21 protein-coding genes are annotated in these 21726 nt (G+C 53.8%); 9 read left to right on the top strand and 12 right to left on the bottom strand.

Going from position 1 to position 21726, the window contains the following annotated elements; translation table 11 throughout:
* Nucleotides 1-145: 145 nt before the first annotated feature.
* The 3 genes from MKX51_RS11570 to MKX51_RS11560 form a co-directional block, all read right to left on the bottom strand.
* On the bottom strand, nt 146-733 hold the full coding sequence (locus MKX51_RS11570; protein ID WP_340992452.1) for a putative ABC transporter permease: 588 nt from the start codon (nt 731-733) through the stop codon (nt 146-148).
* Nucleotides 734-961: 228 nt separating this feature from the next.
* The gene (locus MKX51_RS11565) at nt 962-1135 is read right to left on the bottom strand and encodes a hypothetical protein (protein WP_340754305.1); all 174 of its coding nucleotides are present in this window, start codon (nt 1133-1135) and stop codon (nt 962-964) included.
* A gap of 165 nt (nt 1136-1300) precedes the next feature.
* Nucleotides 1301-2203, bottom strand: a complete 903-nt coding sequence (locus MKX51_RS11560; protein WP_340992451.1) for an ArsR/SmtB family transcription factor — start codon at nt 2201-2203, stop codon at nt 1301-1303.
* 149 nt (nt 2204-2352) lie between these two features.
* On the opposite strand from MKX51_RS11560, the gene arfA reads away from it, so the two are divergent.
* Entirely contained in the window at nt 2353-3861 is a 1509-nt protein-coding gene (arfA, locus tag MKX51_RS11555; protein WP_340992450.1) for an arabinosylfuranosidase ArfA, read from the top strand.
* Between the two features lie 18 nt (nt 3862-3879).
* Here the strand turns inward: arfA and MKX51_RS11550 are convergent, their stop codons facing one another.
* The 3 genes from MKX51_RS11550 to MKX51_RS11540 all read right to left on the bottom strand — a co-directional run bounded on the left by MKX51_RS11550 (nt 3880) and on the right by MKX51_RS11540 (nt 5932).
* Nucleotides 3880-4569, bottom strand: a complete 690-nt coding sequence (locus MKX51_RS11550) for an LrgB family protein (RefSeq protein ID WP_076073978.1) — start codon at nt 4567-4569, stop codon at nt 3880-3882.
* Nucleotides 4566-4982: a CidA/LrgA family protein gene (locus tag MKX51_RS11545; protein WP_036695124.1), complete on the bottom strand. Its 417-nt coding sequence runs from the start codon at nt 4980-4982 to the stop codon at nt 4566-4568. Before MKX51_RS11545 ends, MKX51_RS11550 begins: the two co-directional genes overlap by 4 nt.
* Nucleotides 4983-5245: 263 nt before the next feature.
* Nucleotides 5246-5932 (bottom strand): NAD(P)H-dependent oxidoreductase, encoded by a 687-nt coding sequence (locus MKX51_RS11540; RefSeq protein ID WP_340992449.1) that lies wholly within the window; start codon nt 5930-5932, stop codon nt 5246-5248.
* A 150-nt stretch (nt 5933-6082) separates the two neighbouring features.
* On the opposite strand from MKX51_RS11540, the gene MKX51_RS11535 reads away from it, so the two are divergent.
* Nucleotides 6083-6469, top strand: a complete 387-nt coding sequence (locus MKX51_RS11535) for a winged helix-turn-helix transcriptional regulator (protein WP_340992448.1) — start codon at nt 6083-6085, stop codon at nt 6467-6469.
* Between the two features lie 60 nt (nt 6470-6529).
* Here the strand turns inward: MKX51_RS11535 and MKX51_RS11530 are convergent, their stop codons facing one another.
* Together MKX51_RS11530 and MKX51_RS11525 are read right to left on the bottom strand one after the other, a co-directional pair.
* The gene (locus MKX51_RS11530; protein WP_209992298.1) at nt 6530-6904 is read right to left on the bottom strand and encodes a YkvA family protein; all 375 of its coding nucleotides are present in this window, start codon (nt 6902-6904) and stop codon (nt 6530-6532) included.
* A gap of 111 nt (nt 6905-7015) precedes the next feature.
* The gene (locus tag MKX51_RS11525) at nt 7016-7978 is read right to left on the bottom strand and encodes an acetylxylan esterase (protein WP_340992447.1); all 963 of its coding nucleotides are present in this window, start codon (nt 7976-7978) and stop codon (nt 7016-7018) included.
* Nucleotides 7979-8074: 96 nt separating this feature from the next.
* Between MKX51_RS11525 and MKX51_RS11520 the strand changes: the two genes are divergently transcribed.
* The 3 genes from MKX51_RS11520 (at nt 8075) to MKX51_RS11510 (ending at nt 11073) form a co-directional block, all read left to right on the top strand.
* Entirely contained in the window at nt 8075-8917 is an 843-nt protein-coding gene (locus MKX51_RS11520; RefSeq protein ID WP_340992446.1) for a sugar phosphate isomerase/epimerase family protein, read from the top strand.
* 123 nt (nt 8918-9040) lie between these two features.
* On the top strand, nt 9041-10123 hold the full coding sequence (locus MKX51_RS11515; RefSeq protein WP_340992445.1) for a glycosyltransferase family 4 protein: 1083 nt from the start codon (nt 9041-9043) through the stop codon (nt 10121-10123).
* Nucleotides 10124-10308: 185 nt separating this feature from the next.
* Nucleotides 10309-11073, top strand: coding sequence for an SGNH/GDSL hydrolase family protein (locus MKX51_RS11510; RefSeq protein ID WP_051478358.1), 765 nt, complete (start codon nt 10309-10311; stop codon nt 11071-11073).
* 50 nt (nt 11074-11123) lie between these two features.
* Here MKX51_RS11510 and MKX51_RS11505 read toward each other — a convergent pair whose 3' ends face one another.
* The gene (locus MKX51_RS11505) at nt 11124-12221 is read right to left on the bottom strand and encodes a glycosyltransferase family 2 protein (protein WP_340992444.1); all 1098 of its coding nucleotides are present in this window, start codon (nt 12219-12221) and stop codon (nt 11124-11126) included.
* Between the two features lie 185 nt (nt 12222-12406).
* On the opposite strand from MKX51_RS11505, the gene thiD reads away from it, so the two are divergent.
* Nucleotides 12407-13219, top strand: a complete 813-nt coding sequence (gene thiD / locus MKX51_RS11500; RefSeq protein ID WP_340941592.1) for a bifunctional hydroxymethylpyrimidine kinase/phosphomethylpyrimidine kinase — start codon at nt 12407-12409, stop codon at nt 13217-13219.
* Nucleotides 13220-13333: 114 nt separating this feature from the next.
* Here thiD and MKX51_RS11495 read toward each other — a convergent pair whose 3' ends face one another.
* Together MKX51_RS11495 and MKX51_RS11490 are read right to left on the bottom strand one after the other, a co-directional pair.
* Nucleotides 13334-14239 carry a hypothetical protein gene (locus MKX51_RS11495; RefSeq protein ID WP_209875639.1) on the bottom strand — a complete coding sequence of 302 codons (906 nt, stop codon included), beginning with the start codon at nt 14237-14239 and terminating at the stop codon, nt 13334-13336.
* 109 nt (nt 14240-14348) lie between these two features.
* A complete protein-coding gene (locus MKX51_RS11490; protein ID WP_340941593.1) occupies nt 14349-15182 on the bottom strand; it encodes an AraC family transcriptional regulator in 834 nt (277 codons plus the stop codon).
* Between the two features lie 120 nt (nt 15183-15302).
* Here MKX51_RS11490 and MKX51_RS11485 point away from each other — a divergent pair, with 120 nt between their 5' ends.
* Nucleotides 15303-16763 carry an alpha-L-fucosidase gene (locus MKX51_RS11485; protein WP_340992443.1) on the top strand — a complete coding sequence of 487 codons (1461 nt, stop codon included), beginning with the start codon at nt 15303-15305 and terminating at the stop codon, nt 16761-16763.
* A 21-nt stretch (nt 16764-16784) separates the two neighbouring features.
* Here the strand turns inward: MKX51_RS11485 and MKX51_RS11480 are convergent, their stop codons facing one another.
* The gene (locus MKX51_RS11480) at nt 16785-17606 is read right to left on the bottom strand and encodes an AraC family transcriptional regulator (protein ID WP_340941596.1); all 822 of its coding nucleotides are present in this window, start codon (nt 17604-17606) and stop codon (nt 16785-16787) included.
* A 132-nt stretch (nt 17607-17738) separates the two neighbouring features.
* On the opposite strand from MKX51_RS11480, the gene MKX51_RS11475 reads away from it, so the two are divergent.
* Entirely contained in the window at nt 17739-20852 is a 3114-nt protein-coding gene (locus tag MKX51_RS11475; RefSeq protein ID WP_340992442.1) for a glycoside hydrolase family 2 TIM barrel-domain containing protein, read from the top strand.
* Between the two features lie 293 nt (nt 20853-21145).
* Nucleotides 21146-21691, top strand: a complete 546-nt coding sequence (locus tag MKX51_RS11470) for a MerR family transcriptional regulator (RefSeq protein WP_340992441.1) — start codon at nt 21146-21148, stop codon at nt 21689-21691.
* Nucleotides 21692-21726: the final 35 nt, after the last annotated feature.

The following is a 21726-nucleotide window of genomic DNA, read 5'->3' as shown; positions in this document are numbered from 1 at the left end:
CTTGTCTGACGCACAATTGTGATGCAAGTGATTAAAAACTGTTACGATACAAAAAGTAAGGAAACCCAAAAAATACCTCCAGACATACGCCGGAGATATCTTTGGGTTCTTTTGTTTTTTTGTATTCACGTTCGTCACTAATTCCTTAGCCTTCTCCAAGCTCTGGTGGCTCCAACAGATGATCCAGCAGTTGCAGCCCGCGGCGGCGGGTGCGGAAGGTCCACAGCAGATCCACCGTGAATACGAGCAGGGCGATGGGCAGTACAGGCATCCATACCCGCTCCATATGCAAATACAGGAAGTGTACCAGCGGTTGCAAGCCGAAGATGCAAGCCACTGACAGTCCCCACCAATACAACGAGAATTTCAAGCAGATATGCCCTTGCAGCTGAAATGGCATCCCTGAATAATCCCACCATTGTCTGCGAAAGATCCCCTTAAGCAGCCAGCCGCTGACAAACTCAACCGCCGAAGGGACAATCAGCGCAAGCAGCAGGAATAACAGAAAGGGAAGCCTAATTTCATGTGCCGCCAGCAGCAGCAGCGGGGCGAAGCCATACATGGGCTTAAATGGCCCTTTGAGGAAGCCTTCTTTCCGAAAGGTCCCCGTGCTGTAGAGGTTATAGCTGCCTTCAAGGACCCACCCCAGAAACGAGTATACAGTGAAATAGAACAGATAGGGACTTGCCGCAGCCACTACACTGTAACTATGCTGTAAAAGTAACGGTGTCATCGTAGTTATCCCCGCCTCCGGTCCCAATTATTTTCCAATTGGAGCTAGTATGTCTCCAAGAACGGGACATTATGACGGGAATATCTGGCGGATCTGCGCATGGCTGACCCTGTTGATTCCTATGCCAGAAAGAAAAAAAGACTGCCCCGTGAGGAACAGTCTGTTACATGCATTTGCCTTATACCTTATGCTGCCTTATGACCTAGCCGCATGCCTTATCCCTATCCCCTAATTCTTCGGGAGCGGGTCAGGATGGGCGGTTTCGGCCGGTTTGGCTTCCCAATCATCGGCTTCAGGTTCAATATCCACACCATTCTCCATCTTTTTGCGTTCTGCGAGTGAATCCCCGTCTTTATTCTCCTTGTTGCGGATGTCTGCTTCATTATGGGATTGATCCGACATGTGAATTCCTCCTTGTATGCAAGTTGTGCGCGATTTGGATTACTTAGTTATAGTTACCCGCAGACCCCTTTTGCAAACATCCCGTCTTAACAAAGCTCCTTTTTTCCTTGTCTTATCCATTCACTTGCCATTCGGCTCACTTGCCATTCGGCGAACAGGTCCCTCTTATTCATAATAGACACGAAACACAATGTCCTGCTCGTAATTCCCGAAGCCGCGCCCGAATAACGTTAAGCCGCCCCGCCTTCGGGTCGTGTCTTCTGCCGTGAACCTGAAGCTCCACTGGTCCTGCTGCCAGCCCACCTGATCGATGGTAACTGCCGATATCTGCTGGCCGTCTATATAAGTTCCCCCTGCATTAATTCTGAGCACCTTCAGCAGCCCGTACTGGTTCACATCCGATTGCCACCAGGCTGGAGTCAGCCGGCCTCTCATCACGCCGAAGTCGCCGGGGCTGGTCCATTTGCCAAGCGAAATGCCATTCATCATAAAAGAGATATCCGAAGGCCACTTCTCGTTCACACTCGGCGCCTCCGAACCAATCTCCATCGAAATCTCAATCTCCTGCACCGTCTGATCCATGAACAGATAATTCGGAACCTTATATTCCACGTATCCCTTGGCGAACCAGAGAATCCCGGCATCCACCCGCTGCGGGTCCAGGAAATAACGCTGGTCGTCATAATATCCGATCAGCTTCTCGGTTGTGGCAATGCCGCAGGTCGGTGCAGCTGCAAGGTCGGTGTAATGGCCCACAGGGACAGAGACCTCCACTACCTTGCGGGCGATGCCTTTGGCCCCGGATAATTTAATCTGCAAGAAATTCGCGGAAAGTGAGCAGAATTTATAAGTCCCCCCGTCGATCCGCTTCATCTGGGAGCTGACGATGCCAGCCTTCTGGAGCTTCGTTACATGCGAGCTGACAATGGCACTGCTGAGATACAGCCTCGCTGCAATCTCCTTAATATGCATCTCCTCGCTGCTAAGCAGATCGATGATCCGCAGGCGCACTTCACTGGCAAGTGCTTCATAGACCTTCAACGATTCGGAATCTGTGGTTAAATACATCGGTGGCCCTCCGCGCTCTTTGAATTAGTTATTAAGTTAATCCTGAAATTAGTTATTGCTTAGTATACCCCGTAATTCGTATCATGTAATCATAAATGGGCTTGAACGATTAGCTATTCCATTAATCTAACACAAAGGAGCTACTAACTATGAGCATTCAATCCAAGATGATTGTCGACAAAGACTTCAAGCTGGCCGAGGTAGATCCAAGGCTATACGGTTCCTTCATTGAACATCTGGGCCGGGCCGTCTATGGCGGAATCTATGAGCCGGGACATCCTACCGCTGACGAGAACGGGTTCCGCGGCGATGCCCTTCAGGCTATCAAGGCACTACGCGTACCGATCATCCGTTATCCGGGGGGCAACTTCGTATCCGGTTATAACTGGGAAGACGGCGTTGGACCCAAAGCGGAACGGAAGCGCTCTCTTGAACTTGCCTGGTGGGTTACAGAGACTAACCAGGTAGGCACGAATGAATTCGCCGATTGGGCCAAGCTGGCCGGTTCTGAAGTGATGATGGCAGTGAACCTGGGCACACGCGGAATCGACGCTGCAAGGAATCTGGTCGAGTACTGCAACCATCCCTCCGGCTCTTACTGGAGTGACCTGCGGATCTCTCATGGCTACAAGGCGCCGCACAACTTCCGCACCTGGTGTCTGGGCAATGAAATGGACGGTCCATGGCAGATCGGAGCCAAGACTGCCATCGAATACGGAAGACTCGCCAATGAGACCGCCAAAGCGATGCGCTGGGTGGATCCTTCCCTGGAGCTTGTCGCCTGCGGCAGCTCGGGCAGCAATATGAGCACTTTTGCCGAATGGGAAGCTACAGTCCTGGATCTCACCTATGATAATGTCGATTTCCTCTCGCTGCACACTTACTACAATAACAATGATGGGGATACAGCGAATTTCCTGGCCCAATCGCTCGATATGGATCAGTTCATCGACAGCGTAGCAGCAGTATGTGATTATATCAAGGCCAAGAAGAAAAGCAAGAAAAAGATTTACCTGTCCCTCGATGAATGGAATGTATGGAAATCGCAGGGCTCTAGCCGTGCCGAGCAGCACTGGCAGATTGCACCGCCTGAATTCGAGGATGTCTATACCCTGGAGGATGCGCTGGTGGTGGGCTGCTGCCTGATCAGCCTGCTCAAGCATGCAGACCGGGTCAAGATGGCCTGTATCGCCCAGCTCATTAATGTCATTGCCCCGATTATGACAGAGGATGGCGGACCGCTCTGGCTGCAGACCACTTATTATCCTTACATGCATGCCTCCATCTACGGCCGGGGAACGGTGCTGCACCCGCTGATTACAAGCTCGAAATATGATTCCAAGGATTTCACCGACGTTCCATATCTGGAAGCGGTCAGTGTATATAATGAGGAGCTGAACGAGGTCACTGTGTTTGCAGTGAACCGCCATCTGAGCGAAGGCATGGAGCTGGCGGTTGATCTGCGGAGCTTCGGCGCTGTAGAGGTTATTCAGCACACGGTTCTTGAGCATGAGGATCTTCAGGCGGCAAATACCCGCTCCAACCCGTCGAATGTGCTTCCGCACAACCGGGGAACAGCAGCCGCAGACGGCGGCCGGGTGAGCGCAATGCTTCCGGCTGCTTCCTGGAACGTAATCCGGCTGCGGGTGAACGGCTGATTACTGATTGCTGCAAGCTCAATGGTACATGATCCAGGCGACTAGCGGTCCGGCGATGGAGCCGACAATCGCGCATACGGTCATGGCTACAGAGCTCATGGAGACTGACTCCTCGCCGTATTCCAGTGCTTTGGCTGTGCCGAGGGCATGGGAAGCTGTGCCCAGGCCAATGCCGATCCCCGACTCGCTGCGGATTCTGAACAGCTTGATAATGTAGGGGCCGCCAATCGCTCCCGTGAAGCCGGCAACCATCACGAACACGGAGGTCAGCGATGAATCTCCGCCGAGATTGCTGGAGATCTGGATCGCTACAGCGGTGGTAATCGACTTGGGCAGAATGGACAGCACGTACAGCTTGGAGAAGCCGAGTCCGGCTGCCATCAGCAGCCCGCTGAACATTCCGACCATAAGTCCGGTGACCGTTCCGCCGAGAATGGCGGGGAGATTCTTCCACAGTACATGCCGCTGTTTGTATAAGGGATAAGCCAGCGATACTACCGCTGGTCCCAGCAGGCGGTTAATCCAGTCGCCGCCGATCATATAAGTCTCATAAGAGATATGGAAGCCCATGAGCAGCACAACAACCGTGAACGTTGCCGTCAGTGCAGGCAGCAGGACAGGAAGACGGTAGCGTCTGTACAGCATGGACATGACCAGATAGATCACAACATTCATCAGCACGAAACCAATGGCCAGCAGAATTCTCATGCTTCCTTCCCCTTCCCGTGGAGATTACGGGCACGGTACGTCCGGCGTGTTAACCGTTTGACGCTGCGGGCAGCGATCCACTGGCTGGAATGTGCTGTAACAACCATGGTCAGCACACTGCTGATGACAAGAATACCAATCAGGAGCAAGCCTCTTCCGCTGAAGATATCCAGATGGTTCATAATGCCTGCGGTGGCCGGGATGAAGAACATGGGCAGATACGCCAGAATAAAGGACGAGCCGTTCTCGATCAGCTTCACGGGCACAATCTTTAGCAGCAGCAAGACGAAGAGCAGCAATAGTCCCACGATACTGCCTGGAATCGGCAAATGCAGCAGCTCTTGCAGATAGTCTCCGGCCAGGAAGAACACATACAGCAGGCAGACCTCGGCGATAATGCGGATGATTTTCATAATGCAGGAATCCCTTCAATCTTGAAATGACGATCTTAAGCAGCTGCTTACCGGCAGCAAGTTGACCTCCTAAGAGTAGCAGAATTTTCAGTAAATTTTCAATAAGTTTTCGACTCTTCTATGTACTTTCATAATGGTGCAGGCGGAAGCAGGAACTGCCGCAGAATCTCCAGATTGCAAAAAGAAACGGATGACGCCCTGGGGCTGCATCCGTTTCTTTTTAGATTCTCAGTACGTTCTCCTGCCCGTTGACGCCGCCGCCCTTAGACCCACTCCACCACCTGCGAAGCGGTCCGCCGGGTCTTGGCACGCGGCTCGCCGGTACGGTAGCCGAAGGCTACCATGCAAGCCAGCCCGAAATGTTCAGGGTCCATAATCCGCTCATCAACCAGAAGCTGCTCCATCTTCAGCTTATCGAAGCCTTCAATCGGACAGGAATCGACGCCGATCAGCGCGGCTGCGGTCATCATATTGCCAAGGGGCAGATACGTCTGACGCGCCCCCCACTCGAAGATCGCCCGCTCATTGCCAGCCAGGCCGAAATCGTTTTTCAGGAATGCGCCGAAGACCCGCTGCTTGCCCTCTGCAATCTCAACCGGCAGCTTCTGCACCTCTGACATCATACTCTGAATATATTCTGAGTCAGCTGCCAGATCACGCGGCTGTCTGGCCAGAACAAGCACGAAATGGCTTGCGGTCGGAAGCTGCTTCTGAGCTCCCCAGGCGTACGGCAGCAGCTTTTGCCGGAGCTCCGGGTTCTGGACCACTACAAATTTCCAGGGTTCGAAGCCGAACGAGCTCGGTGACAGACGTCCCGTCTCCAGAATGAAGCCGAAATCCTCCCCGCTGATTTTTCTGCTGCTGTCGAATTCTTTGGTCGCATGTCTGTACTCATAGGCCGCCAAAATCTGCGCTTTCGTCATTTGAGTTGCTGTGCTTGTGTTCTCCATCCTCCATACTCCCTTTCTGTGTACCGTTCATGATAAGGAATTGACGTTTTCCTGTTCCCATGCCTATAGTAATGGATATACAACACATTTAGAAGTACGCACATTTATGTGATGTAGTATACAAAATGATACTAAGGAGCGTGTTCAGTGATGCGCGACCGTAAAGGCGGTTTCGGCACCTGCCCGGACGGCAAGGGCCCTGCTTGTCCTGTAGAATTCACCCTTGATGTTATCGGCGGCAAATGGAAGGGTGTGCTCTTGTACCATATGATGGATTCCACCGTCCGGTTCAATGAATTCCGCCGCATCTGCCCCGGCATCACCCAGCGCATGCTGACCCTGCAGCTCCGCGAGCTGGAGGAGGATGGCGTTGTACACCGTGAGGTCTATCATCAGGTGCCGCCGAAGGTCGAGTACTCCTTGACTGATTTCGGCCGGTCTCTGATTCCGATCATCAAGCTGATGAGAGATTGGGGTCTGGAGTACCAGGCGAAGCAGCAGACTTCAGAGCGTCCAGCTATAGACACCGGAGTGTAGCAGAGCGCACAGAATAGGGATGCAGCAACCCGCTGCATCCCTTCGCTATCTTCCAGCCTATTATGAATCTTCGAAAAACTCCTCCGCCTTCTGCTTATGCTCCTCCTTGACCTGTCCGGCAATAGCCCGGATGCCCGCCGCCATGACGGCAGCATCGTCTGTGAAGCCCAGGCCGATCAGCGCATCGGGAATAGCATCGATCGGGGAAATGAAATACGCCAGCGCTCCAAAGGCAATCCCTTTCGCCCATAGCGGTGTTTTGGCATCCATAGCACAATAGTACATGGCTATCGCTTCTCTGGTGAAGGGGATTTTACCGGCGGCTTTCTTGGTTTTGCTCCAGAAGCTCTTCTTCACCAGCTCCTCATTCTTCTTGTCATACTCAAAGCTCTCCACCAATACTCCCGCCGGCAGCTTACCTGTCTGATTGTCCATCTGTAATTCCCTCCCGGTGATTAGACTGCCTTCACTTGGCCTCGCGCCAGCCCTTACTATATCATCACACCATTCCCTTGCTGCTAATCACTGTAGCCTGTACCGCTTCTCTTAGGAGCCCAGATGCTCCTGGAAGAACAGTGCCGTCTGTCTGCGCTGGAATTCGCTCACCTCATGCCCGGAGAACGGATAATCCTTAATCTCCTTAGGCGACTCTATCCGGTTATACGCGGCATAGATCGTCTCCGGCATACATACCGTATCCTTCCAGCCTACAGACATCAGGACAGGGACAGTGAAGCGGTGAGCCAAATTAACGATGTCGAAAAAGGCCAGATTCTCCAGCACACGCTCCAGGTGCTCCGGATAGCGCTTCAAGTATTCCGCGATCTCTGTAAGTGAGCTGGTGGAATTCAGCACACCGAAATCCAGCCGGCACAGATTAGGAATATCTGCGGCTACCGCAGCCACGCGGCGGCTGAGCGCCCCTGCCAAGAGAGCGATCCCCCCGCCCTGGCTGGCTCCTGTAATCGCAATGCGCGCCGGATCAACCCCTGGCAGCTGTGCTGCCGTCTCAATGGCCCGGACGGTATCTATAGCTAACGCCAGATAATAGGATTGCTCCTTCTCCAGCAACCCCTGGGTAATCCAGCCTCTGACAATGCCGTGCTCCTGCGGCAGCAGATTGCCCGTCTCGCCTAGCTGTCCACGAACATCTACGGCGAGGACAGTGTAGCCAAGCAGCAAGAAATGTGCGTAACGCTCGGGATATCCCCGGTCTCCGGTGTAACCTGGAAAGGTCACAACACACGGCCGGTCTCCAGTGTTCTCTGTATCACCGGCAGGCTGGATATACCAGGCATTGATCGTAGTCTCACCATAGCTCATGTAGCTGACCTTGCTCACCTTCATTCCCGGATAGGGGGTCTCTTCAGGGGTGATGCTCACATCCAGCGGCTGCTCTTCATCTTCCGCGAGCAGCTCATTCCAGAATTCATCAACCGTCTCCCGGTCCAGAGTCGGCTCTGGACGGCAGTTCTCAAGCTCTTGCTTACGCGCTTCTATTGCATTCATCTCAATTCCTCCTGTTGTGCATGCACTCTTTAACCTTGCATGTCTATGTAAGCGTCATTAATATTATAGATATAAATTCATAGAATTCCAAAGGAGTTGTTTATTATTCGTTACGGAACGTTGGCGCATACTGCCGGCTGCCTGCCGCTTAAGGAATTGACCTCCGCTCTTCAGACCTACAATATTGATTTCGTACAGCTCGCTCTGTCCAAAGCCATACAGGATATCGACCTCTCCCCGGGCAAGCTGAGTCCTGGACTAGCCTCCTATATCGGTGAGCAATTCGACAGGGCCGGTATCCGCATTGGCGTGCTTGGCTGCTACATCAATCCGATCCACCCCGATCCTGCGGTCCGCCGGGCGGAGATCGACCGCTTCAAGGAGCATCTGCGCTATGCCCGCCTGTTCGGTGCCCCTATGGTCGCCACGGAGACGGGAGCACTCAAGACCTTCCAGGAGCTTGATCCTTACCGCTATGAGGAGCTCGGCTGGGATGCCCTTAAGGCAACGATTGAGGAGCTGGCAGAGGAGGCGGAGAAGTGGGGCGTATTCTTAGGGCTTGAAGGCGTCAGTACCCATACCCTGTCCTCTCCAGCCAAAATGCGGCGCATCCTCGACGAGGTGCCTTCCAGCTCCATCGGTGTCGTATTCGACCCGTGCAACCTGATCGGTGAAGAGGTTCATCTCCAGGATGAGATCGTCGATCAATCCTTCAGCCTGTTCGGCGACCGGATCATCCTCGCCCATCTCAAAGGAATCTATGAAGACGGCGGACACATTCGTCACGGCGCTCCCGGAGCCGGACTGTTCCACACCGCTGAGTTCCTGAACAAGCTTGAGGCGCATAAGCCTATGATCGATGTCTCGCTGGAGGATGTCACCAGCCTGGAGATCCGGGACACTGTGAATCTGCTGCGCAATCTGCGCAAATCGTTATAATCCAGCCATACCCCCATTTCCTCCAAAAGTACCGCTTAGCGGTACTTTTCGCTTTTCACTGAATAAAATAGTATACCTATCGCATTTTTGCAGGGCGATTGTACAGAAAGGAAGGGATCACAGATGCGGTTCACTTTCCCCATTCTTACCTTAAGCCATGGCGGGGCACAACGCATGCTCGTGGAGCTTACGAACGGTCTTACGGCCCGGGGCCACCAGGTTGTGATTGTCATGCCGCTGGGAGGGGATGTTTCCTATGACGTCCGTTCCACTCTGCTGATTACCGACTACCCGCTGCTCCGTGAATCCGATTTTCCGGTCAGTGATATCATCGTCTCCAACTTCTACACTACGGTTCCGGTCTCACAGGCAGCCAGCCTGAGCGGCAAAGGCATGCATATCCGCCTTTCTCTATGCTATGAACCTCTTTTTCTCCCGCAGAGCGAGATATCCTTCCCCTCTTACCACATTACCGATAAACTAATTGTCCTCTCCAGATGGCAGCAGGAGTTGATTAGGCTCAGTCACGGCATCAGCGGAAGCATTGTACCGGTAGGGATCAGCGCTTCATTCCGAAATATGAATATCCGCAAGGAGCTTCAGGAGCCGCTGAATATTACAGCGATTCTGCGCAAGGTGGAGCACGGCTTCTCCTGGCACCGCGAGCAGGATTATCTGGTAAATCAGCTGGATATCGTGAAGCTGAACTTCCCATGGGTCAATATCAATTTCATCAGTCCGCCGGATGAATGTTTCACTTCTGATACACTGAGAAGAATGATGGACAGCGGCAAATACCGCTTCTTCACGCCGCTCAATGACGAGGAGCTATGCTATCACTATAACGGTGCTGATATTTTTGTCAGCTCCAGCATTTTCGACACCGGCTCATTGCCCGGGCTGGAGGCGATGCGCTGCGGGGCGGCGGTAGTCTCGGTATACTCGGGAGGAAATCTGGAGTATGCCCGCCATGAGGAGAACTCCTTGTTGTCCTACCGGTATGAGAACCGGCTTGCGGCGGATGTGATGCGGCTCATTCAAGATCCCGTACTCCGGAACCGGATCGCCGAGCGCGGTGAGACCGATTCAAGATCATGGACCTGGGAGAACAGTGTCAAAATCATGGAACGGACGGCCGCTGCTTTTTTAAAGGGGAACGGTGCGGGTAAATCGCGCTCCAGCCGACCTTTTGCAGAGAATGGGTAGAGGTCCCGGAGAATGCAGAAAAAGGTCCAACTTATGAGGATGGGGTTGAACCTTTTCTGTATTTTCCACTGATCCGCCAGAATACTGCCGGCAAGCCTAAGAACCCATGACATCTATACATAGGCACGGCTGCATGTATGGTTTACACTGATTGTATATACACTAGGGTTATCGGAGGCGGGAGCATGAACAGGAATGAGGAGCAGCAAGAGTCCATGGGGTCTCAGTTCAAATATATGGTCAGCGGAGATTCTATCTCCAAGGGCGTTGTGTATGACGAGACCCGAAGCAAGTATGTCATTCTGGAGGATAATTATGTATCCATGCTTCAGGGCAAGCTCAAGGGAGCTATGCGCAATACTGCCAGATTCGGCAATACGCTGATGAAGGGCTTCGGCAATCTGAAGCGGGATGTCCTGAAGGAGAAGCCGGATGTGGTGCTGATTGAATACGGCGGCAATGACTGTGACTACCACTGGAGTGAGATTGCGAGCAATCCCGAGGCAGAGCATAGTCCCAAGACAGATTTTCCGGCCTTCGAGCGGATGCTGGCTGATATGATCCATTTCCTGAAGAACCAGGGAATCACGCCAATCCTGATGAGTCTGCCTCCGCTGAATGCGGACAACTACTTCAAGTGGGTCAGCGGCAACAATCCCGATTCCGAAGTGAACATTATGAAGTTCCTCGGCAGCGTCACCAAAATCTACTGGTGGCAGGAGCGTTATAACTCCGCTATCCTCAAGGTCGCCGAGAGCACCAGGACCAAGATTATCGATGTCCGGGGCGCCTTCCTGCAGCAGCCGGATTACACCAAGTTCATCTGCCGGGACGGCATCCACCCCAACCGGGAGGGCCACCGGATTATCTACGACAAGGTGCTGGAATTCATCCGCATGAGTGAACCCCAGCTGCTGCTGGAGCCTGCGGCAATGCCTGGACATCCGTAGACAATAACAAGCGCTTCCCCAGCCTCGGCAGGGGAGCGCTTGTTATGTGTTCAGGGCTGCTGCAAGGAGACATACTTGTCGCCCAGTAGCTTCTGGAAGTAATTCCGGTTATACAGCATGCTGGGATGGCCGGGGGAATGAAGCAGCGCAGTCTCATTATAGCGGTTGGCCCGTTCATGCTGGCCCAGCCGGTCATAGCAGAGCGCAAGCTGCAGATTCGGAATCCAGGTGGCGAAGGCCTCATTCTTCATCGCCATGGACTCTGTCTGTCCGGGCAGCTGAATAGCAAGCTCAAACCAGTAGATTGCCGGATGAAGCTGGCCCTTCTCCAGATGCCATGCACCTATCCGGCAGCAGCCTTCGGCACGCGGGGCATCATATTGCAGCGTGCGGGTGACCGCAGTGAAGGCCGCTTCCTTGTCCCCAAGCGCTTCCAGGCATTCGGCCAGCCGCAGGCAGGCCTGAATATTATCTTCAATCCAGCCCTGCCCGCCGCTGAGGAACAGCTCGTAATACCGGCAGGCCTCCCGGTGAATTCCGTGGTCGCGCAGCTCATTGGCGTAATAATATTGATCGCGCGCAGAGAAGCTCTCTCCTTCCGCTTCCCGTTTGCGGTAGATCTGCAGATTGCGGTCCGTGTACGCTTTATCCTTCTCATGGGTGACACAGACTCTGCTTGCCAGCGACGGGCCGTACACCTCCAGATATTCATGCACCGGACCGATCCAGCGGAACCCGCACGCCCGGCGGACCAGCCGGTTGCGCCGCAAGGAGGTCGTCACCCTTCCCTCCCCGTCAAAAGCGAGATTATACTGCATATTCACACTGTCCACCTGCTCCGGCAGCGAAGACTTCAGCTCCCTGAACAGCGCCTGATCCTCTTCTCTCAGATAGTCGTCCGCATCCAGCCAGAAGATATAATCCCGGGTCGCCTTGCTGAAGGCGTAATTACGGGCAGCGGAGAAATCGTCAATCCAGGTAAAATCATAAATTGCGGCGCCAAAGGCACCGGCAATCTCCTTGGTGCGGTCTGCCGATCCCGTATCTACAATGACGATCTCATCGACCAGCCCTTCCACCGAAGCCAGGCAGCGGGGCAGGCTCTTCTCCTCATTGCGGACAATCATGCATAAACTGATCTCAATCATGGCAGCCTCCTGAATACATAATCCACTAGACTACCATGATATGCAGTGCAGCAGCCGGCAAACCCATGCTCTCACCCAAGGGCAGCGGTGCGTTTTTGGAGCTTATACTTTTTTTGCGGACTAAGCCGATGATTTTTGTTATAATAAGCAGCATACTATTTATATACAAGAAGGGGACGTTACCTTTGTCAAAAATCATTAAGACATTAACCATTGCCGGCAGTGACTCCAGCGGAGGCGCAGGCATTCAGGCAGACCTCAAAACCTTTGAGGAATACGGTACTTACGGCCTTAGTGCCCTGACTACCATTGTAACGATGGACCCTGACCGGGGCTGGCATCATAATGTATACCCTGTCGATGCTGCCATCGTTGCCGAACAGCTTAAGACGATCTTCGCCGGCGGTCCTGTGGATGCCATGAAGACCGGTATGCTCGGCAGTGTGGACATTGTTAAGGTTACTGAACAGGCCCTGAAGAGCAACAAGCAGACCAATGTCGTGATCGATCCGGTTATGGTATGCAAAGGCGAGGATGAAGTACTGAACCCGGAGAGTGCAGATGCCATCCGCGATCTGCTGCTGCCGCTTGCTACGGTGGCTACTCCGAATCTGTTCGAAGCCGGAGTGCTCTCGGGTCTCGGCAAGCTGACTACGCTTGATCAGATGAAGGAAGCTGCCCGCCTGATCCATCAGCTCGGCACCCGGAATGTTGTCGTCAAGGGCGGCAAGGCGCTGGGCGGCGACAAGGCGATTGATATCTTCTTCGACGGCAGCGAATACCTCGTCCTGGAGACTGCGAAGATCGAGCCTGCCCATAACCATGGAGCGGGATGCACCTTCGCCGCAGCGATTACCGGCGGACTGGCTAACGGCTTGTCGGTGAAGGATGCTGTGGTGAAGGCGAAGGATTTCGTATCCGCCGCCATCCGCAATGGCTATGCGTTCAATGAGTATGTCGGTCCTGTATTCCATGGGGGCTACCGCTTAGAGCAGTAAGACCAGACCCTTAACAGGCATATAATAGAGCAATAGGCATACCAAAAACCTCTCTTCCTGATGACTGTCCAGTCCATCGGTGAAGAGAGGTTTTTGGTGTACTGTGTATCCTGCTTACTTAACGGGCGGCTCCTCCGCAATATGCTTCACGAACGCCAGCATCTTATCCTTGTCCTTGTCATTCAGTACACCGATAATGATGGATTTCGCATTATAATTGATAGGCAGCTCTGAGATGAACGGAGATTTCAGAATATCTACACCATACAGCTCATTCTTGCCCGTGTCCTCATTGACTCCCCACTGCATGCGGGTATCGTCAGCGGCAAGCTTCCCGTCCGCTGTGATCGGCTCCAGATTCTGGAATCCGGTCTGTCCGCCGATCCACTTGACGGTGGCCTCATCCAGAATGAGGATATCCGGCCGGTTCGCCGCCAGCTCCACAACGGCCTTTTGCATATAATTCATATCCAGCGAGTCGGAACCTTCGCCCGTTCTGGGCAGGTAAGTCATCACCGTCTCCACCCGCTTCCATTCCGGATAAGCCGCGATGATCGCCTTCTCCAGCTCCTCGGTCTTGCCGCTGGTATCCGTAACTCCGAAGCTGCCGATGAACATAATCTTAGCATCTACTGGCGGCAGAGAAGCCAGATATTGTCTATGCTGATAATTGTCATAGAGAGCCTTCCCGCCAAAAATCACTACCAGCAGCCCGATAATGCCGAGGATCACATGTGTCCGGTATAGCCGCATGAAGGTCTCCCACTTGCTTGCCGTACCGGAGAAGCGTCCATACTTGGCAAGCCGCTCGTCTTCGGCCTTCTGGATCTCCTGCTCATCCCAGGTATCGAGAATCAGCTTGTACGCCCGGAAATCCGCTTCGTAGGCTGCTATCTCTTCCTCTGTGGTCAGGGCGCGTCTTCGCTTCAGGAGCAGATCGAACCGCTTGTTCAGTTCCTCTCTGGTTACGGTTTCAGGTAATCCTAACTGTACATACGCTTGCTTCAGGTTCTCGTTCACATTGAATTCTCCTTTGATATGGATGATGCCGTAGTTCTATATTAACAGACTTCACCCTGTATTCTCCACTCGCGCTATAGACGGGCAGCAATGCTCTGTTCCAGAAGCACTACAGCATCCCTCCGCTCTTTTGTTTCCTGAATTCGGTGGGCGTAAGCCCGGCATGCTTCTTGAACTGCTTGGAGAAATAGAACAGATCGCCGAAGCCGAGCTGGTCGGCAATCGCGCTGACCGAACCGGAGGTGGTGGTCAGCAGCTCTTTGGCCTTTTCAATCTTTTGCCGGGTAATGTACTGGATGGGGGGCACGCCGATCTGCTGCTTGAACAGGCGCATGAAGTAGTTCGGGTGCATGTATGCAATCTCGGCAAGATCATGAATGCTCATATTCTGCTCGATATTCTCCGCGATATAGTCCAGGACAGCCGTCAGCTTCCGGGCCGCCCCGAGATTCTTATAAGAGAGCTCATCCAGCTTGAGATTCATCAGGTAATAGGACATCAGCTCAAGCAGTTTGCTTCTCGCCAGCAGCGGGGCGTAGACCGCGTCAGATCTGGCACTGTCGGTGATCCCCTTGAACGCCGCCTCAACCGCCGCAGAATTCTCAGGAAGACAGACATGGCTCAGCTCAAGCACACGGAACAGGTTCATCTGCCCGACCTTGGCACTGAAATGACACCAGTATTTGAGAAAGGGGCGTTCGCTGATGCAGGCATAGGATTGCCTCACCCCCTCCGGCATTAGAATCAGTTCACCCGGCTGCGGATAATACTCCTTATCCCCGATCTTCAGCCAGCCTTCTCCGCCAATTATGTAATAGAATTTGCTGTAGTCCGGAGTGTAGTCCAGATCCTTCCAATCCATAGAGCATTCGTTATAGTCAGCTACGATCAGGTCAACCTTAAGATTGGCCAGGTAGCTGGTAAGAAGATTGTGGGAGTCCATGGGACAGACCGCCTTAAAGGTTATTTTTGTACATCAAAAAGTTAGCACTGTACATTCTTACCCGCCCTGACGCCCGGTACAATAAAGGCATTACCTCATACACAGGGAGATGACTGGCTCATGATGAACACGACTGATTATCTGCAGGTTATTGACGAGACGATTAAGAAAGGCCCTTATAAGGCGAATTGGGAATCGTTAAGCGCCTATGAGGTGCCGCAGTGGTACCGCCAGGCCAAATTCGGGATCTTCATTCACTGGGGGCTGTATTCGGTTCCGGCCTTCAGCAATGAGTGGTATTCACGCAATATGTACATTCAGGGCACGAAGGAATATGAGCATCATCTGGCAGTCTACGGGAACCACAAGGAGTTCGGGTACAAGGACTTCATTCCCCTGTTCACAGCGAAGCAGTTCGATCCGGCCGGGTGGGCTGCATTATTCAAGGCCTCCGGCGCCCGATATGTCATTCCCGTGGCAGAACACCATGACGGCTTCCAGATGTATAAAAGCGCTGTCTCTCATTATAACACTTATGACATGGGTCCCGGACGGGATATTCTCGGCGAGCTGAAGGCGGCCTTCGCAGAGCAGGAGCTGGAGCTGGGCGTCTCCTCCCACCGCGCGGAGCACTGGTTCTTTATGTCCCACGGCAAGGAATTCGACTCCGATATCCGCGAGCCGCTTGTCCGCGGCGACTTCTACTGGCCGGCCATGCCGGAACCGGATCATCATGATCCCTACGGCTCTCCCCCGTCCGGGGAGTATCTGGAGGACTGGCTGATCCGCTGCTGCGAGCTGGTCGATCAGTACCAGCCCAAGATTTTTTACTTCGACTGGTGGATTGAGAATGCGGCCTTCCGGCCCTATCTGCAAAAGTTCGCGGCCTACTACTACAATCGCGCGGCAGAGCGCGGAATGCCGGCAGCTATTAATTATAAGCATGATGCCTTCATGTTCGGCAGTGCGGTCCCCGATGTCGAGCGCGGGCAATTCGCCGGGCTGAAGCCCTTCTTCTGGCAGACAGATACCGCGGCGGCGCGTAATTCCTGGTGTTATACGGAGAATAACGATTACAAATCCGCCGCAGAAATCATCCGCGACCTGGTCGATATCGTCAGCAAGAACGGCAATCTGCTCCTGAACGTGGGGCCCAAGGCCGATGGCAGCTTCGCAGAGGAGGACCAGGCGATTCTGACGGCCATCGGCAGCTGGCTGGGTACAAACGGAGAAGCGATCTATGATACCTCCTTCTGGCGCATATTTGGGGAAGGGCCGACACGTATTGAAGAAGGACAATTTACCGATGGCCAGGCCAAAACATTCACACCGGAAGATATCCGCTTCACTGTAAAAGGCAGCTGCCTGTATGCGACAGTACTGGTGTACCCGGAGGATGGTATCGTGCGCATCCAGTCGCTCCGGGAGAAATCCCCCTGCTTCGAGGGAATCCTGAGGGATATTACAGTCCTCGGGTTCAGCGAGCAGCCCTCCTGGGAACGGGATACTGAGGCCTTAACCATCCGTACCACTACGGTCACAAGCGCCTTGCCGGTTGTGTTTAAGCTGGAGCTTGCGTGAGCTATCTTAGAAGCCGCTCCTCTAGTCTAACCCGTGCAGTCCTCTCCACTCTTCCGGCTGCATGCCGGTAATGCGTTTGAAGACAGCGCAGAAATAGCTGACATTCTCGAAGCCGGCCCGCTGGGCGATTTCATAGATCCGCTGCCCCCGGCTGCTGAACATCAGCTGCTTGCTCCGGTTGACCCGCTGCTTGTTAATATAGGCCACCGGCCGTTCACGGACGGTCCGCTGGAACAGCCGGCACAGATACTGCGGCGAGACTGACGCCACTTCGGCCAGCTCCTTCAGCAGCAGCGGGCGGTGCAGGTGAAGCTCAATATATTGCAGCACCGGCTTCATCCGCGCAAGCTCATTGTCCTCATTCGAGGCCGGAAGCAGGCTGCGCTTCAGATCCAGCAGCAGGGCATACAGCAGCTTGGAACGCTCCATGTTGTCCTGAAGCTCATTGCCGCAGGAGAGCGTAAGCATCTCCTCAAGCGGAGCAAGGATGGATTCTGCTCTGAGGCGTCCCACCCCGGACTCCCGTATTCCGGCGTAGAGCAGCATCTGGGCTGCTTCTCTTCCGTTGAAGGAGATCCAGGCCAGCTCCCATTCGCGGGTAAGCGGCGTATAAGAGTGGGGCACATCCGGGTAGAGACAGAAGATATCACCCGCCTCGGCAATATAGGTTTTCCCCTTGATATTCACTTCACCCTTGCCGCCAAGGACCTGGTGCAGCTGATAATCCGGGAAGCCCGCAGGCCGGGACATCTCCCCCTGATGCTCCCAATACCCGATGGTCATGGGATACAGGGGCAGCAGAAGCATATCTTCCATTTCGCAAAAGATCATCGTACTGTCCATAGCAGCCTCCCTCCAGATGCAATCTGGCATCACTTAGTTTCATATTCTATTATATCTAAACAAAATCATTATATATACCCAGAACATTTCCCATCCTATAATATGAATATAACAATATAAGGAGATGTTAACTTGCGCAACAAACTCTCATATCAGCAGCCTGCCAACGGATATCCCGAATGGAACAATAATCCTGAGATTTTTCAATTGAACCGTATAGATGCCCACGCCTCCATGATGTCCTTCCCGGCAGCAGCCGACGCTCTGCAAGGGGATAAAGCGTCCTCATCCCGTTACCAGACGCTGAACGGAACATGGAAATTCGCGTTTGCCGAGACACCGGATGCACGGATCAAGGACTTCTATAAGGCCGGATACGACTCTGCCGGCTGGGCAGATATCGCCGTCCCTTCCCACTGGCAGTTCCAGGGATATGATTATCCCCAATACACCAATGTACGCTATCCTTGGGAAGTATCCGAGCCGGATCTGAAGCCTCCCTTCGCTCCGACGGTATACAATCCGGTAGGCTCCTATATCCGTTCCTTCAGCGTTCCGCAGGATTGGGACGGACAGCCGGTGTTCCTCAGCTTCCAGGGTGTGGAATCCGCCTTCTATGTATGGGTGAACGGCGAACTTGCCGGATACTCTGAGGATACCTTCACACCGTCAGAATTCGATATCACCGCCTACCTGCTTCCCGGCGAGAACAAGCTGGCCGTTGAAGTCTACCGCTGGTGTGATGCGAGCTGGCTGGAAGATCAGGACTTCTGGCGTCTGAGCGGAATTTTCCGCGATGTCTATCTCTACACTGCGCCTCCGGTACGGGTAGCCGACTTCTTCGTCCGCACCGAGCTGGACAAGAGCTTCACCGATGCGGAGCTGCAGGTCGACCTGACTCTGGAGAACTATTATAACCGGGTCACCGGGGCACATTCCGTAGAGGTGCAGCTCTACGACAGCAAGCAGCAGCCGGTATGGGCAGCGCCGGTGTCCGCCGGATTTGCTTTTGAACAAGAAGGAACTCAGCTGCTTAAGCTGTCCGCAGCCGTGAAGAACCCGCTGAAATGGAGCGCAGAGAAGCCTAACCTCTACACCCTGCTGATTTCGGTGAAGGACGATCAGGGACAGCTGCTGGAAGCGCTCAGCTGCAAGACGGGCTTCCGGACCTTCGAGATCCGGGAAGGCCTGATGAAGATTAACGGCAAACGGATTGTATTCAAGGGAACGAACCGCCATGAATTCTCCTGCGATACCGGCCGTGCGCTCTCCAAAGAAGATATGATCACCGACATTAAGCTGATGAAGCTGCACAATATCAATGCCGTGCGGACCTCCCACTATCCGAATCAACCGGTATGGTACGAGCTGTGCGACGAATATGGTCTCTATGTGATTGACGAGACGAACCTGGAGACACACGGCTCCTGGCAATACGGGCAGAAGGAGCTGCATGAGGGGAACGTTCCCGGCAGCCGCCCGGAATGGCGCGCGAACGTCATTGACCGCTGTAACTCCATGATGCAGCGCGACAAGAACCACACGTCCGTCATTATCTGGTCGCTTGGCAACGAATCCTTCGGCGGCGATAACTTCCTGGCCATGTATGACCACTTGAAGCAAGCTGACCCAACCCGTCCGGTGCATTATGAAGGCACTTATCATTACAGACCTTCGGACGCGGCCAGCGATATTGAATCGACGATGTACATCAAGCCGGATGAAGTCGTGGAGTACGCTCTCAGCAACCCGAAGAAGCCTTACATTCTGTGTGAATACAGCCATGCCATGGGCAACTCCTGCGGCGGCCTGCATCTGTACACGGAGCTGTTCGACAAATATGACAGCATTCAGGGCGGATTCATCTGGGACTGGGTGGATCAGGCGATCCGTACAACCACTCCTGAAGGCGTGTCTTATCTGGCTTACGGCGGGGATTTCGGGGAGAAGCCGCATGACGGCAACTTCAGCGGCAACGGGCTGCTGTTCGCGGACCGCAGCGTGACGCCTAAGCTCTACGAAGTGAAGAAATGCTATCAGAATATCACCATCACCGCACTGGATCTGAAGAGCGGAAGCTTCGAGGCCCGCAATAACTTCCTGTTCACGGATCTGGCAGACTATCAGCTGAGATGGACGCTGGCTCTGAACGGCGAGGCGGCCCAGGAAGGACAATTACCGCTCTCGGCAGCGCCTGGCGAAGCAGCCGGCTTCACGGTTCCGCTGGATTCAGCGCTGCTTGAATCGGACAAGGAAGCTGTGCTTACAGTGTCGTTCGTTCAGGAGGGCGCAACCGCCTGGTCTGAGGCCGCGCATGAAGTTGCCTGGGAACAGTTCGTGTTAACCCCGTATATTCCGTCCCGTAACCCGGAACTTTCGGGCGGCACCCTGCAAGTGAAGGAACAGGATGGCTTCGTGAACTTCGAGGGCAACGGATTCGCGCTTGCCTTCGAGACAGCAACCGGCGCGCTTGTCTCGCTGAAGTCCTCCGGGAAGGAGGTTCTCGTCGCACCGGCCAGACCTAACTTCTGGAGAGCTGTAACAGACAATGATCTGGGCAACAAGCATCCTGAGCGCTGTGCGATCTGGAAGGAAGCGTCCTACGAGCGTCAGCTGGCCCGGTTCAGCTGCCGTGTGGAAGGGGGCCTCGGCTTCGTGACCGCTGACTATCTGCTGGGTTCGCAGCCGCAGTCCACCCTGCGTGTTCATTACGAGATTCGTACGGATGGTTCGGTCGAGATTGTACAGGAGCTTAACCCGGGCAGCAGCGCCCTGCCGGAGATCCCGGAATTCGGGATGGTTTTCGAGCTGGACAGCAGCCTGGACACGGTCTCCTGGTACGGCCGCGGGCCGCATGAGAACTATTGGGACCGTAAGTCCGGAGCTCCGTTGGGGCTGTACACAGGCAAGGTCAGCGAGCAGTTCACGGATTACCTCCGCCCGCAGGAGTGCGGCAACAAGACGGATGTACGGTATGCTTCCGTCACCGCAGGACACGAAGGACACGGATTATCCGTGGAGGGCGCGCTGCCGCTTGAAGTCAATGCACTTCCTTGGTCTCCGGCTGAGCTTGAAGCCAGCGACCACGGCTACAAGCTGCCAGCCCCTGACAAGACCGTGCTGCGTGTCAATTACAAGCAAATGGGCGTGGGCGGCGATGACAGCTGGGGTGCGCCAACCCATGAGCAGTTCACGCTGCCTGCCAACCGTCCGTATACCTTCAAGTTCAAGCTCGCCCTGCTATAAACTGCCTTCTCCCTTAAGGCAGCTCAGCACAATGTCTGTAACTAGCTGAAGAAAGCTTTCCATAATTGCCCGGAAGGGGGTTATGGAAAGCTTTTTCTTTGTTATAGATTCTACCTCTGGAGCTCTCTGGGGATACAATTATACTCTTCTGTATGTACACTGCTCTCTAGAGAGCAAGAATAGTCGTAATAACACTTTGCTTGGCGAATCAGCACTTCCTTTGTCACCTGTGCAGGGGGCCGCCGAAGAATAGCGAATAACTCATAGAAGACTACTACACCGGAGGGATTGAAATGGAAATTCTGAAAACAAAGGAAGCTGCGGAGCTGCTGTCCGTTAGCCAGACTACGATCAAACGCTGGGCGGCCATGTTCCCCGATTTCTTTCCAAAGGACCGTCTTGGACATTATACCTTCTCGGAGCAGCAAATCAGCCAGCTCAATCATATTAAAGACCGTATTAATCAGGGGGAAGCACTGGAAGGCATAGATCCGGATCTCACTAACGACAAGCTGCCAAGGGGCCCGCTGCAAGAGAATCCAAGCCTATATACAGATGGTGACCCTATGAATAAAATATGGTCCCGGATCGAGTATATTGAACACGCACTGGATCAAAAAGCGAGCGAGATTGTTTCGGTACAGCTGCTCCAGCAGCGTGCAGAGCTTGAGGATATGCGAGTAATGATTAAACAATTATCCGCAACGCTGGAAACGATGCAGAAGCCCGGCAGTCCATCCCTCTCCCCGCATGAAGAGCTTTATCCGGTTGCCGCTGGCAGGCTGATGTCTCCACCAAGGAAGCGCGGTCTGTTGCGCTCTTTTTTCCCATTTCTATAACCCTGTCTCTTTCAGCCTCTACTCCACCATTTTAA

Origin of the sequence: Paenibacillus sp. FSL M7-0420, assembly GCF_038002345.1 — a bacterium.
Lineage (GTDB): Bacteria > Bacillota > Bacilli > Paenibacillales > Paenibacillaceae > Paenibacillus_AQ.
This window is presented reverse-complemented; position numbering and strand designations above follow the sequence as displayed.